General features: G+C 62.2%; 13 protein-coding genes. 9 read left to right on the forward strand and 4 right to left on the reverse strand.

The features are described 5' to 3' along the window. Positions 1-62: 62 nt before the first annotated feature. On the forward strand, positions 63-716 hold the full coding sequence (locus GGQ68_RS02410; protein ID WP_183962791.1) for an outer membrane protein: 654 nt from the start codon (positions 63-65) through the stop codon (positions 714-716). Between the two features lie 35 nt (positions 717-751). Here GGQ68_RS02410 and GGQ68_RS02415 read toward each other — a convergent pair whose 3' ends face one another. The 3 genes from GGQ68_RS02415 to GGQ68_RS02425 form a co-directional block, all read right to left on the reverse strand. Further along, a complete protein-coding gene (locus GGQ68_RS02415) occupies positions 752-1,354 on the reverse strand; it encodes a glutathione S-transferase (protein ID WP_183962793.1) in 603 nt (200 codons plus the stop codon). Between the two features lie 82 nt (positions 1,355-1,436). Continuing rightward, a complete protein-coding gene (locus GGQ68_RS02420) occupies positions 1,437-2,363 on the reverse strand; it encodes a tyrosine recombinase XerC (RefSeq protein ID WP_183962794.1) in 927 nt (308 codons plus the stop codon). 189 nt (positions 2,364-2,552) lie between these two features. After that, a complete protein-coding gene (locus GGQ68_RS02425; RefSeq protein ID WP_183962795.1) occupies positions 2,553-3,260 on the reverse strand; it encodes a DUF484 family protein in 708 nt (235 codons plus the stop codon). Between the two features lie 204 nt (positions 3,261-3,464). Here GGQ68_RS02425 and GGQ68_RS02430 point away from each other — a divergent pair, with 204 nt between their 5' ends. Together GGQ68_RS02430 and GGQ68_RS02435 are read left to right on the forward strand one after the other, a co-directional pair. Continuing rightward, positions 3,465-3,782 carry an antibiotic biosynthesis monooxygenase family protein gene (locus GGQ68_RS02430; RefSeq protein ID WP_183962796.1) on the forward strand — a complete coding sequence of 106 codons (318 nt, stop codon included), beginning with the start codon at positions 3,465-3,467 and terminating at the stop codon, positions 3,780-3,782. 48 nt (positions 3,783-3,830) lie between these two features. Continuing rightward, the gene (locus tag GGQ68_RS02435) at positions 3,831-4,490 is read left to right on the forward strand and encodes a PASTA domain-containing protein (RefSeq protein WP_183962798.1); all 660 of its coding nucleotides are present in this window, start codon (positions 3,831-3,833) and stop codon (positions 4,488-4,490) included. Between the two features lie 14 nt (positions 4,491-4,504). Here GGQ68_RS02435 and GGQ68_RS02440 read toward each other — a convergent pair whose 3' ends face one another. Then, a complete protein-coding gene (locus GGQ68_RS02440) occupies positions 4,505-5,194 on the reverse strand; it encodes a response regulator transcription factor (protein ID WP_183962800.1) in 690 nt (229 codons plus the stop codon). Between the two features lie 358 nt (positions 5,195-5,552). On the opposite strand from GGQ68_RS02440, the gene GGQ68_RS02445 reads away from it, so the two are divergent. The 6 genes from GGQ68_RS02445 to cydX all read left to right on the forward strand — a co-directional run bounded on the left by GGQ68_RS02445 (position 5,553) and on the right by cydX (position 12,488). Further along, positions 5,553-6,104, forward strand: a complete 552-nt coding sequence (locus GGQ68_RS02445; protein WP_183962801.1) for a hemerythrin domain-containing protein — start codon at positions 5,553-5,555, stop codon at positions 6,102-6,104. A gap of 112 nt (positions 6,105-6,216) precedes the next feature. Beyond that, positions 6,217-7,812, forward strand: coding sequence for a thiol reductant ABC exporter subunit CydD (cydD, locus tag GGQ68_RS02450; protein ID WP_343055818.1), 1,596 nt, complete (start codon positions 6,217-6,219; stop codon positions 7,810-7,812). Then, positions 7,809-9,443 carry an amino acid ABC transporter ATP-binding/permease protein gene (locus GGQ68_RS02455; protein WP_183962803.1) on the forward strand — a complete coding sequence of 545 codons (1,635 nt, stop codon included), beginning with the start codon at positions 7,809-7,811 and terminating at the stop codon, positions 9,441-9,443. Before cydD ends, GGQ68_RS02455 begins: the two co-directional genes overlap by 4 nt. Before the next feature lie 106 nt (positions 9,444-9,549). Then, complete coding sequence (locus GGQ68_RS02460; RefSeq protein WP_183962804.1) at positions 9,550-11,169, forward strand: cytochrome ubiquinol oxidase subunit I; 1,620 nt, start codon at positions 9,550-9,552, stop codon at positions 11,167-11,169. Between the two features lie 6 nt (positions 11,170-11,175). Then, a complete protein-coding gene (cydB, locus tag GGQ68_RS02465) occupies positions 11,176-12,339 on the forward strand; it encodes a cytochrome d ubiquinol oxidase subunit II (RefSeq protein WP_183962805.1) in 1,164 nt (387 codons plus the stop codon). A 14-nt stretch (positions 12,340-12,353) separates the two neighbouring features. Next, entirely contained in the window at positions 12,354-12,488 is a 135-nt protein-coding gene (gene cydX / locus GGQ68_RS02470; RefSeq protein ID WP_183962806.1) for a cytochrome bd-I oxidase subunit CydX, read from the forward strand. Positions 12,489-12,695 lie beyond the last annotated feature (207 nt).

Below are 12,695 nucleotides of genomic sequence, written 5' to 3' on the forward strand. Positions count from 1 at the left end.
TCGCGGTTGAAACGCACTTGATGCAAAGCTACTTGGCACCCAACGAGAACGGAGTTTGTCGAATGAAGCGTGTGATTCTGGGTGCGAGCCTTGCCGTCGCGATGGCCGCACCCGTTGCGGCAGAGACAGAATTGTCTATCTATACTGGTTGGCAGACCCTGCCGCACAGCCGGATTTCGGGCGAGCTGCCGAATGGCGGTGGGTCTTATGACGAGCTGGTTGGCTGGAAGGGGAAATCCTTTCAAATGCCGCCTTATTATGGCGCGCGCGCCATGTGGTGGCAGCCAAGCGGCTTGGGCTTTGGCGTGGAATACACCCATACGAAGGCTTACGCGCCCGATGACACCAAGGATGATCTGGGCTTCTCACGGTTGGAATTCACGGACGGGCACAACGTTCTGACTGCCAATGTCGCGAAGCGGTGGGATCAGCAGTGGGGCAACGTGACGCCGTATGTCGGTGGCGGTCTCGGCATTGCGTTTCCGCATGTGGATGCAAAGCATGACTCCGGGTCGCGCACTTATGGGTTTCAGGTCACGGGTCCCGCCGTGCGTCTGACAGCCGGGGCCAGCCTGCCGATCAATGACCGCTACTCTGTCTTCGGGGAATATCAGTTCACGTATTCCACGAACGAAGGCGACTTCGACGATGGCGGCAGCTTCGACACCGACATCAAGACCAACGCCCTGAACGTTGGTGTATCGCTGAGTTTCTGAACGATTGCGCCGCCCCGACGGGCGGCGCTTGGCGACTACCCGGGTTTGGTGGCGAGCATCGACTCGCGCTGCCCGAACTTCTCGAACCACGCGCTTAGCCCCTCGCGACCCGTGCGCCAGCTGCGCACGTCGTGACGGAAGTCGAGATAACCCAAGCCACAGCCCACGGCGATCTGCCCCATGTCGAGCGGCCCGTTGAGGTGGCTCATCCACCGGGTTTCCAAGGCATCAAGCGCGCGGCTCACCTTGGCCCACTGTCCTTCGATCCAGTCCATCGACACGTGTTCTTTCGGTCGAAAGCGTTCCTCGTAAACGATGGCCACCGCAGCATCCGTCAGCCCGTCGGCCGTCGCCTCCAGTGTGAGCGTGTCCCAAATGCGTTTTTCCGGGTACAACCCGGCCTCTGCACGCGCATCCAGAAAGCGGCAAATCACGCGGCTGTCATACAGGGTCGGTCCGTTTTCGCGGATCAGCGCCGGGATCTTGCCCACCGGGTTGGCCGACGCCAGCTCTGCATCGGTCGCGATCGGAGACGTTGCAACGTTAACGCGTTCGACATCCTCAAGCTGGCCGGTCTCGATCAGGGTAACCATCACCTTGCGCACAAAGGGCGAAGCGGGGGAGTGCATCAGTTTCATGGCAATGCCTTTGGAATGTTTAACTATGTGCAGCGTGTCAGAGGTCGGGGCCGCCCTCAAGGGTGGTAAACTGCGCCAAGCGCTAACCCGCCTTGGGGTGACAGGCCTCGTAGACCTGCATCAGATGCACTTGGTCGACGGCGGTATAAGACTGCGTTGTCGACAGGGAGGCATGGCCCAACAGTTCCTGAATCGCCCGCAAGTCACCGCCGGCCTGCAACAGATGCGTGGCAAAGCTGTGCCGCATGGCGTGGGGCGTCGCCGTGGCGGGCAGGCCCAGCTGCATCCGCGCGCGCTCTGTCACCTTGGCGATGTGACGCCCGTTCAGCGTGCCGCCGCGCGCGCCGCGAAACACCGCTTCATCCGGCGACATCGAGTAAGGGCAGAGCGTCAGATAGCTTTCGACGGCGCGTCGCGCGATGGGCAGCACCGGCACCAAACGCTCCTTCTTGCCCTTGCCGAGAATGCGCAGGCTGTCCGTCAACGGCAGGTCGCGCCCTTTCAACCCCAGAGCCTCTGAAATCCGCAGGCCACAGCCGTACAGCAGCGTCGTCACAGCTGCATCCCGCGCGCCTTGCCAGCTGTCCTGCGTTTGCAGTTCAACGGTGTCGATCATGGCGCGGGCGGCGTCTTCGGTCAGGGGGCGCGGCAGCTTCTTTTGAAATTTCGGAGAGCGTGTCGCAAGAACGGCGGTAGGCTCGAAGCCCTCGCGTTCCGCCAGCCAACGGTAGAACGTTTTCACCGCCGACAACTTGCGCGCCATGGACCGGGGCGCGATGTCCTGCCCACGTAAGTGAGCCATCCACGCCCGCATGTCAGAGGTCGTCACCCGTGCCAATGGCGCCAGCCCTTGCGGTTCCGCATGATGCGCGGTCAAAAACGAGATGAAGTCCATCACATCGGCGCGGTAGGCCGTCACGGTGTTGTCTGACCTGTCCTTGAGCGCGCGGGTGTGGTCGAGCCATGTGGCCAGCGCGTGACGGGCAGCTTGCGAAATGTCGAGCGTCATCGGATCATCCTTCGCGCGGCTGCGCGGTCAACTTCCCCCGATGGTGACGTTTCAGGCTGGCAGCGCCTGTTCTTTGGCTTGTGGCACCGGATGTTTCTGAGCGGTCAGATCCCGGAGCCGAGAGGCGCGGGCGTCACATTTCGTGCGGAAATATGACAATGCCCGGCAGTGAAAGGTGTTGGTCCGCAGTCAGCTTAGCCATCTGCGCATACCACGTTCAAAGACACCCGCAAAGAACGCCAAGAGGTCGGTGCCCTGCTGCGGCGTGAACTGGTGCGGATCTTCGGCGCCCATGACGAGCAGGCCGGGCAGGCGTCCGGGCCCGAAATCGAGCTTCAGGCAAGCCTCAGAGCGGATCCATTCGGCGCGCGTGCCGTAGACGCGCCCGTCGCCGTGGCTGATCTGACGCAATGTCACGGGACGGATCGGAGCCTCGCGGTCGCCGGCGATAAAGGTCTCCACAAACCCAGGTTCTGCCACCGACAGGACATCGCCCAAACGGCGGATCACCGGCTCGCTGTCGTTTTGCTGCGATTCCAGCACCAGTTTGATCACGTCCACACGCAGGATCTGGGCCACTTCGCCGCCAAGATCCTTTAGAAAGGGTTCGAAATCCAGCGGGTCGAGCATCCGTAGAATGGCGCGGTGAATCTGGTTGGTCCCGGCAAGGTTCTCATAGGCAGCCGCGATGACGGAGCGATGGGTGTCCTCCAGCCGGTCGAGCCGTGCTTCGAGCCGTTCCATGGCGATGCCGCGCAGGTCGACGATGTTGCCGCCCATGGCGCGTTCGTTCGCCGCGATCAGAGCGTGCATCAGGTCCTTGTCGTCGAGAATCATGTCCGGACGCGAAATGATGGTTTCGCGGAGGGACTCCTCGATTCGGGCGGTGCTGGTCATGTGCTGTCCTGTCTCTGGCCCGTTTTGGGACCGGTCGCTGCTCTGACACGTTTGCCGCGCCTGTTGTCTTGAATTGCAGATTTTTTGCCGCATCGCGGGTCAGGGTGTCAAGGAATTCCAAGCGCCAATTCGTCATCCTATTGTGAGCGGGGCGCTTTGGGCACGGCAGATTTTGTGCAAAGCTGGATCAGAGGAGGGCCCGATATGCCAAATATCACCGTTAGTTCCGATCTTCAGACCGTTGTCACCACCTTCGAGACCAGTCCCGGCAATTGTCAGGACTTGCTGGAGGCGTTGGAGGACGCCTACGGCAAATTCATATCGAAACAGCCGGGCTTCGTCTCGGCCGCGCTGCACGTGAATGACGCACAGACACGGATCGCCAACTACAGCCAATGGCGCCGGCGAGAGGATTTCCTCGCCATGCTGCGCGCCCCCGAAATGCGCGCCACCAACCGAACGTTCAACAGTCTCTGCCGGTCGTTTGAGCCTGTCTTGTATGAAGTGGCAGCGGTGTTTTGACCGGAGATCAAATTCTTGATCCCCGCATCTGTGTGATTAAGGTCGGATGTGAAAAACACTGAAAAAGAGTCTGGCATGTTGAAGCGACTATTTTGGGCTTTTGTGGGGGCTGCTTTCTTCGCGGTGACCAGCGTTGCCGCAGAAGATGGCAGCAATGCGGTAGATGATAGCAAGCGACTGCCATTTTACATGCCAGAGCTGCGCGGCGTCACCATAGAAGATGCGCAGGAGATCCTCAGCGGAAGTGGACAGAAGATCGCCATTGTCGGGCTTGTCTACAGTGTTTACGGCAAGGGGCTGGTTGCCGAACAATCCCCGCCGCCCGGCCATGTTTTCACGCAACCCCACGAGGTCATGATCCAGCTGAAAAGATCAAAGGGTATCGCACCGGGGTACGCGATTGTGCCAGACGTCGAGGGTATGTTGGCCCGCGACGCGGAAGCAGCGCTGCGGAAGAAAGGGTTTTCGCCCCGGCAGGACCAGGATCCGCCCCAGTACTCTTATGAACGGTCCGGCGCGGAATGTGACTACAATCGCCGCTATGTCTACGTGACTTCAACCACGCCCCCGTCTGGGAGCATGATCAAGCTGCAAAGTGTTGTTTTGCTGTCTTTGCGGGCGGAGACGATCATCCCCAGCCCGGACTGCAGGCCTCACGTCCGCCGTCCCGGCGACACCGGATTGGGCGTGCCGGTGGATGTAGACTGAGACACGTTGACCGTTTACGCAGCTTCTGCTGCCACAGCGTCGGAGGCCGAGAAGCGGAAACCGGCGCCGCGCACGGTTTCAATGTCCACGGCCCCGGACGACGCCTGCAAGCATGACCGCAGGTTGCAGATGTAGACGTCGAAGACGCGGGCATCTGGCTCATTCTCCAACCCGTAGATGTGGGACAGAAGTTCGGCACGGGTGACAAGCTGGCCCGGGCGCAGCGTGATGTATTCCAGCAGTTCATACAGCTTCGGAGAGAGCTTCAGCGGGCAGCCCATAAGGTAGGCTTTTCGGGTCAGCAGGTCGACGCGCAGCGGACCATGTTGGATTTGTGGCACAGACAAACCCAGGGAGCGTCGTGCCACCGCCTGCAGGGTGACCACAGCCTCTTCCGGCGGGCGGGTGGCGTCGATTACGCAGTCTGCGCCGGCCTCCAGCCACGCGGTGATCTGCTCTGCCCGTGGTTTATCTGCGACCAGGGCGATGGGCATGTCGTTCGACTGTCGGCGCAGCGTGGCCAGGGAAAGCGCCGCCGTTCCCACCTGATCGGCGGCAAGGATCAACAGATCAGCCTCGCCGTGTTTCATGAAATGGGCGATGTCTTCGATCCGGTCGGTGCGCGTCATAAGCGTGCCGTTCGCGGCGAGCTCGGCGGCCAGAGTCATCATGGTCCAGTTGGTTTCGGCGATCAGGTAACGCATTTGCTCGTCCTCACATTGAGTAGGGTCGGTTCGTCGGGACGTGTCGACCCCGCCGGTGCAACCCCGGTCCGGGGCCACACACATGGCGGTCGGAGGGGCACGGAAGCGATGTTCTAACCGGTGTGCCCGAGGAGGTGCTGCGTTCTGCAACCTGTCTTAATGGTCTACGTTCAGATTGCGCGCGGAATGTGACGTGCTTTGGGCGAAGCCACGGCAAAGCCCCCATTAACCGCTCTCCAAAGCACAGCTGCGCTATGCTTTCGTGCAAGAAGCGCCTGCGCGCACAGATGTGCACCCCGACACGGGGGCTGTGCACGGGTGGCGTTGACTTGGCCCCCGTAGCGCTACAACGAAGCGTATGGACAAACTTTATGATCTGACCGAGCGAGACGGCCTTCCAGAATCGCTGCGGGTACTGCTGGAGACCTTCCCACGTGAAGAGTGGGAGTCGCATCCGAATTTCGCGGGGCTTGTGGCCTTTTGGCTGGATCGGCACGAGATGTTCCGCAAACTCTGCGCTGTCATGGGCACAGACGCGGAGGCCGTGATGGACAAGAAGATGGACCCGCGCGCCATGCAGCAAAGACTGAGCCAATATGGCGGGGCGCTGTTGCAGCAACTGCACGGGCATCACCAGATCGAAGATGCGCATTACTTCCCGGTGCTGCGAAAACGTGAGAAAACCCTGGATCGCGGATTCGACATTCTCGACCGCGACCACCACGCGATGGACGGCCTGATGACCCGCTTTGCCGATGGCGCGAATGGCGTCCTGCAAGGCAGCCTCGAGACAGGCCGCTTTCGTCAAGAGCTGACCAGCTTCGAGAGTCTGCTGATGCGCCATCTGGCCGATGAGGAGGACCTGATCGTGCCGGTGATCCTGAAGCATGGTCCGGACGGAATGCACTGAAGCCGCTCTGATTGCGCGGCACCGGGTGGGGCGCTTGGACGCGGAGCTTTGGGTTTTACTCGCCGTCATGGGGCCGTAGCGTTGCGCCAAAGCCATGGCCGGGGCAGAGCGCGTGACACAGAGACAACAGGATACGAACAGAGCAGGTCTGATCGGCGCGGCCCTTTCCTTGGCGGCGGCCTTGATCTGGCCGTTTCAGGCGTGGCTGGTGGCCGCCTTGCTCGGGCGCCTGTTGTCGGGAGAGGCCGCTTTGGTCTGGCCAACGGTCGCCGGTTTCGTGGCCTTGGGGCTGGTGCGCTCCGCGTTGGAGGCTGGATCTCACGCTGCCTTGGCGCGCCATGCTGACACCGTTTTGGCGACCCTCCGCACTGAGGTTGTAGGGGGCGAGCGCCGTACATTGGACACCTCGTCCATCGGCGGCCCCGGAGCGCTCTCCGCCCTCGTCTCGGAAAAAGCAGAGGCGCTTCGTCCCTATCTGATGCGCTATCGTCCAGCCCGCTTGCGCGCGACGGTGGTGCCTTTGGTGATCCTCGTTCTGGCATTCTGGAACGCATGGGCGGTGGGTGTCGTCTTGCTGTTGTCTGGCCCGCTGATTCCGCTTTTCATGGCGCTGGTCGGCTGGGCGGCCAAGGACGCCAGCGCCCGCCAGATGGACGAAATCGGCTCTCTGGGGGATTTGCTGGTGGACCGGTTGGCCGCGCTGGCCGACCTCCGGCTGATTGGCGCGGGTAAGGCCGTGACGGACGACTTCGCCGAAGCCTCTGAACGGTTGCGCGGCAAGACAATGGCCGTGCTGCGTGTCGCTTTTCTATCCTCGACCGTGCTGGAGCTTTTCGCCGCGCTGGGCGTCGCCATGGTGGCCGTCTGGACCGGCTTTTCCTTGCTGGAGCAGGTACACTGGGGCGGAGACGTCACCCCGACCACCGGCATCTGGCTGCTGTTGCTGGCACCGGAGTTCTTTCAGCCGCTGCGCGACCTCGCCAGCGCGTGGCATGACAAGGCCGCTGCCGACGCTGTGCAGGAAGAGCTGCAAAACTGGCGTGGTCAGGAACGGGCAGCCATGCCGGGTCACGGGCAGGGCGGTGTCGCCATCACGGGCGTCCTTGCGCTGAATAACATTTCACTGCATCGCGGGGACCGGCAGATCCATTTGCCCGACCTTGAGATCAGGCCGGGCACGCGCATCGCCCTGACTGGGCCGAGTGGGGCGGGCAAGACGACGCTGCTGCGCCTGCTCGCCGGATTGGAACGACCGGAGACCGGGGAGCTCACGCTGGATGGTCAGCCCTTGGCGGATCGGTTGGACGATTGGCGCGCGGGGCTCGGCTGGATGCCGCAAGCGCCGCATTTCCTCGCCCGCTCGCTGCGCTACAACGTGGGCTTCGGCGCATCGCTGGGCGGGGAAGTCGCGCAGGCGGCGCTGGGCCCCGTGGTGCAAGGTCTGCCCAAAGGTGATCTGACACCCCTTGGCGAACGCGGCGCGGGCCTGTCTGGCGGCGAGGCGCGGCGCGTGACTTTGGCGCGTGCTCTGCATGGAGCGCCACAGGTTTTGCTGGCGGACGAACCCACCGCCGATCTGGATGATGATACGGCAGAGGCCGTGACGCGCGGCCTGTTGTCCCACAAGGGGACGCTGATTGTCGCAACCCACGATCTGCGGTTGGCGGCACAGATGGACCGCGTGATTGACCTCGGAGACACGCAATGAACGCTCTGTGGCAGATTGTGACGCTGATCCTGCGCGGCCAGTCCAAAGCGCTGCTGCGCGGGTTTGCCCTCTCGGTGACGGTGCTGACCATGGGCGCGGCCCTGCTGGGCCTGTCGGGATGGTTCATCACGGCGGCCTCTGTGGCAGGGCTCGCCGGGACGGGCGCACTGTTCAATGTGTTTGTCCCATCCTCAATGGTGCGCTTCCTTGCCATGGGGCGCACGGCGGCCCGATACGGTGAGCGTGTGCTGACCCATGATGCGACGCTGCGGGCGCTCTCTGACTTGCGGGTGTCCTTGCTGCGCGGTTTGTTGGCGCAACCGTGGCGCGCCCTGGAAAGACTGCGCGCCAATGCTGTGCTGAACAGGGTAACGGCAGACGTGGATGCGCTGGGCGGTGTGCTGCTGCGCTTGGTGCTGCCGGGTGCGGCGGGTGTGCTTGTGGTGACGGGGGCAGGGGTCGTTCTGGCGTGGCTTGTGCACCCTTGGGTCGGACTGTGGGTCGCCGGGATGTGGTTGCTCTGTCCGACGCTGATCTTTGTTCTTGGGCAACGTCTGGCACGTAAGCCCGCCCGGCGGCAGGAGGCTGCGCTTCAGGCCGCCCGGTCCCGCATGGTGGACATGGTCGCCGCGCGCGAAGACCTTGCAGTCTATGGTCAGTTGTCGACGGCGCAACGCCGTGTGGACGACGCCTTTTGGCGGGAGGCCACGGCCCGACGCGCACTTGACGCGGTGGAGCGGCGCATGGGCTTCGGCCTCGACATGATCGGCACGCTTGTGGTCGGCGGAGCGCTGGCCATCGGCGCGACGCTGGCAGAGGCCGGGACGCTCAGCGCAGCACAGGTGGCGCTGGGCGCTTTGGCGGCGCTCGCTTTGGGCGAGGCAGTCGCACCCGTGCGCCGCGCGCTGGCCGAGGTCGGGCGCATGACACAGGCGGCGCGGCGCGTTGCTCCGTCGCTGACAACGGTCCGGGCGGAGCCTTCTGCTGTCGCGCCCAAAGGGGTGCTGATGTTGGACGCCGTGACCTCAGGCCGCTTTGCGCCTGTCACAGTCCGTGTCGCGCCGGGTGAAACCGTGGCCCTCACCGGGCCAAGCGGACGCGGCAAATCGACCTTGCTTTATATGGCCGCAGGCGTCCTGCTCCCGGCGGAGGGACGTGTCTCGCTGGGGGGCCAAGCCCCGGACGAAGAAGCCATATGGCGGCAATCCGTCGTCATGGTGCCGCAACGCCACGCGCTGATCGCAGGCACCGTGCGCGACAACCTTGCCATGGCCGGACCGTCGACCGACGAGGCGATGCTGGCTGCGCTCGACTCCGTTGCGCTCTATGACGTCATCGCAGCCAAGGGTGGGCTGGACGCGCGCCTCGGGTTTCGGGGGACGGGCCTGTCGGGCGGAGAGGCCCGGCGGCTTGTGCTTGCCCGCGCGTTGCTCGCGCAGCCGCGTGTGTTGCTGCTCGATGAGCCGACAGAAGGTCTGGACCGAGAGACGGCGCGCCGTGTCATGGCGGGGTTGCGTGCCGCGCTGCCTGATGCTGCTTTCCTCATCGCAGCGCATCGGGCAGAGGATATCTCACAGGCGGACTGCGTCATCGGGTTGCAGGGACGGGCTGCCACAGGGTTAAAATTCTGAATCTAAGATATGGGAATTGATGCACGTCAAAGTGACATGCGACAAATAGAATATAACAGTCCGGAGCCCCGCTGATGGGGCATGGATGATTGAAGGGAGCCACGCCATGGAAATCGGCTTGGTCGAGCTGTCACGCCTGCAATTTGGTATGACCGCCTTGTATCACTTTCTCTTCGTACCGCTGACACTGGGTTTGTCGATCCTCGTCGCGATAATGGAGACCGTCTACGTCATGACGAACCGCCCGATCTGGCGGCAGATGACGAAATTCTGGGGCACGCTGTTCGGTATCAACTTTGTGCTGGGCGTCGCCACGGGCATCACGATGGAATTCCAGTTTGGCATGAACTGGTCTTACTATTCGCACTACGTCGGGGACATCTTCGGCGCGCCGCTGGCGATGGAAGGGCTGATGGCCTTTTTCATGGAGGCAACATTCGTCGGGCTGTTTTTCTTTGGCTGGGACAAGCTGTCGAAGGTCGGCCACCTTGTCATTACGTGGCTGGTCGCCATCGGATCGAACTTCTCCGCGCTGTGGATTCTGATCGCGAACGGCTGGATGGCCAATCCGGTAGGCGCTGAATTCAACCCCGAGACCATGCGCATGGAAATGACCTCCTTCTTCGAGGTGGTCTTTAACGAGGTGGCGCAGGCCAAATTCGTACACACCGTGTCGGCGGGCTATGTCACCGCGTCCCTTTTCGTGCTGGGAGTGTCGGCCTTTTACCTGCTGAAAGGGCGGCACACCGATCTCGCGCGCCGGTCGATTGCCGTGGCTTCTGCGTTCGGCCTGGCCTCCGCACTGTCGGTGGTCGTTCTTGGTGATGAATCCGGCTACTCGGCCTCTCAGACGCAAAAGATGAAGCTCGCCAGCATCGAGGCGATGTGGGAAACCGAAGCCGCGCCTGCCTCTTTTACATTGGTGGGCCTGCCCAACATGGAAGACCGCGAGACCCACTACGCGATTCATATCCCATGGGTCATGGGACTGATCGGTACACGCAGCTTCGATACTGAAATCGCGGGCATTAACGAACTGGTGGCCGAAAACGAGGGCCGCGTGCGTATGGGGATCATTGCCTATGACGCATTGATGGAGATCCGCGAGGCGCGGGCCGCCGGCGAAGAGATCCCGAGCCAGGCCAAATTCCGCTTCGAGCAGAATTCGGATGATCTGGGCTATGCCTTCCTGTTGAAGCGCTACGTCGAAGACCCGCGTGACGCCACCGAGGCGCAGATCGCACAGGCCGCAGACGATACGATCCCCTATGTCCCGACCTTGTTCTGGGCATTCCGGATCATGGTGGGCCTTGGCATGAGCTTCATCCTCATCACGGCCTATTTCTTCTGGCGGACGTCGTTCAGGCGCATGACCTACCCAAAGTGGTCTCTCTATGCCGCCGTGGGTTTCATCCCATTGCCGTGGATCGCGGCAGAGATGGGCTGGCTCGTGGCCGAGGTGGGCCGCCAGCCGTGGACCGTGGACGGGATGCTGCCGACGGCACTGTCGGCTTCGTATCTGACCGTCGGCGACCTGCTGTTCACGCTGTTTGGGTTTGCCCTGTTCTATACGGTCCTCTTTGTCATCGAGGTCAAGCTGATGATCAAATACATCAAGATCGGCCCAACGCAGGATGTGGACAGCACTATCGCGTGGCAGGAGCGTCACGTGGGGCGTCTGTCCACCCGGCGCAATCAAAGCCCCCTCGCGGAACCGGCGGAGTAACATACCATGATCATGCACGAACTTATCAACTACGAGACTCTGCGCGTTCTATGGTGGGGCCTGCTTGGGGTGCTGCTGATCGCCTTCGCCCTGACCGACGGTTTCGACATGGGGGTCGGCGCGCTGCTGCCTTTCGTGGCAAAAACGGATTTGGAACGGCGCGTCGTCATCAACACGGTCGGCCCGGTGTGGGAGGGCAACCAAGTCTGGTTCATCCTTGGCGGCGGGGCGATATTTGCCGCGTGGCCACCACTTTATGCGGTCGCGTTCAGCGGTCTGTACCTTGCCATGTTCATGATCCTCGCGGCGCTGATCGTACGCCCTGTGGCGTTCAAATACCGTTCCAAACGCGAAGATCCCAAATGGCGGACGCGCTGGGACTGGGCGCTGTTTGCAGGCGGTGCTGTGCCGGCCCTGTTGTTCGGTGTGGCCGTTGGCAACGTGCTGCTCGGCGTGCCGTTTCGTCTGACGCAGGATCTGCTGTCAATATACGAGGGCGGCATGATCATGAAGCTGGTGGGGCTGCTGCGCCCCTTCGCACTGCTGGCAGGCGTGGTGTCGTTTTCCATGCTGCTGATGCACGGCGCCGCGTGGTTGACGCTTAAAACCGAAGGTCTGGTGCAGCAACGCGCCCGTTCCATCGGCGTTAAGGCCGGGATGATCGCCGCCGCAGGTTATGCGCTGGCGGGGCTCTGGCTGGCGGTGGGGGTCGACGGTTATTCCTTTGTGAACGAAGTCGCCCTCGACGGCCCCTCCAATCCGCTATTCAATGAAGTGGCACGCGAGGGGTCGTGGCTGTCGGCCTATGCTGAGCGTCCGTGGATCGCACTCGCACCGATCATGGGCTTCGTCGGCATCGCGCTGGCGGTTCTGGGGTTGAAGGCGGGGCGCGAGGTTTCCACCCTGCTGTGGTCCAAGATGGGCATTCTGGGCATCGTGTCCTCGGTTGGCCTGACCATGTTTCCCTTTATCTTGCCGTCCAGCATCGACCCGACGTCCTCCCTGACTGTCTGGGATGCGTCTTCATCGCATCTGACACTGTTCGTCATGCTGATCTGCACGGCGATCTTCCTGCCGTTGATCCTGATGTACACAGCTTGGGTGTACAGGGTGCTCTGGGGCAAGGTCACCGAAGAAGACGTGAACGAAAACGCTGAAACCCTGTACTGAAAAGGACCTGACACATGTGGTATTTCGCTTGGATTCTCGGGCTGGCTTTGGCGGCAGCCTTTGCGGTGCTGAACGCGATGTGGCTGGAGCTGCGCGAGGACGCACGGATTGCCGAAGACGCCGACCGTGAGAATGGTCTCGTCGACTGACGCAATTCGGGGCAGTGTGGGGGGCTCGTAAGCGCAATCGGGCCCCTCAGAAACGCGGGCGTCATAGTCTTCGACAGCTCGCTCAAGGCGCGGCACATCGCCAAGCCCGTGTGAATGACATTGCAGAAATCATTAAGACGCAATCGGAGCGCTGCATCGAGAATTGCGGGCGCCTTCGAAATGCGACTGTGTCGCCGTTCGTTCCGA

The sequence above is a fragment of the Sagittula marina genome (assembly GCF_014196795.1).
Taxonomy (GTDB): domain Bacteria; phylum Pseudomonadota; class Alphaproteobacteria; order Rhodobacterales; family Rhodobacteraceae; genus Sagittula; species Sagittula marina.

What these genes read in the sequence shown, in the direction of transcription:
- GGQ68_RS02425 (WP_183962795.1), bottom strand. Translation starts at nt 3,260, where the DNA reads ATGACCAGCACCGCCCGAATCGAGGAGTCCCTCCGCGAAACCATCATT.
- GGQ68_RS02430 (WP_183962796.1), top strand. Translation starts at nt 3,465, where the DNA reads ATGCCAAATATCACCGTTAGTTCCGATCTTCAGACCGTTGTCACCACC.
- GGQ68_RS02460 (WP_183962804.1), top strand. Translation starts at nt 9,550, where the DNA reads ATGGAAATCGGCTTGGTCGAGCTGTCACGCCTGCAATTTGGTATGACC.
- GGQ68_RS02455 (WP_183962803.1), top strand. Translation starts at nt 7,809, where the DNA reads ATGAACGCTCTGTGGCAGATTGTGACGCTGATCCTGCGCGGCCAGTCC.
- cydX (WP_183962806.1), top strand. Translation starts at nt 12,354, where the DNA reads ATGTGGTATTTCGCTTGGATTCTCGGGCTGGCTTTGGCGGCAGCCTTT.
- GGQ68_RS02445 (WP_183962801.1), top strand. Translation starts at nt 5,553, where the DNA reads ATGGACAAACTTTATGATCTGACCGAGCGAGACGGCCTTCCAGAATCG.
- GGQ68_RS02415 (WP_183962793.1), bottom strand. Translation starts at nt 1,354, where the DNA reads ATGAAACTGATGCACTCCCCCGCTTCGCCCTTTGTGCGCAAGGTGATG.
- GGQ68_RS02440 (WP_183962800.1), bottom strand. Translation starts at nt 5,194, where the DNA reads ATGCGTTACCTGATCGCCGAAACCAACTGGACCATGATGACTCTGGCC.
- cydB (WP_183962805.1), top strand. Translation starts at nt 11,176, where the DNA reads ATGATCATGCACGAACTTATCAACTACGAGACTCTGCGCGTTCTATGG.
- GGQ68_RS02420 (WP_183962794.1), bottom strand. Translation starts at nt 2,363, where the DNA reads ATGACGCTCGACATTTCGCAAGCTGCCCGTCACGCGCTGGCCACATGG.
- GGQ68_RS02410 (WP_183962791.1), top strand. Translation starts at nt 63, where the DNA reads ATGAAGCGTGTGATTCTGGGTGCGAGCCTTGCCGTCGCGATGGCCGCA.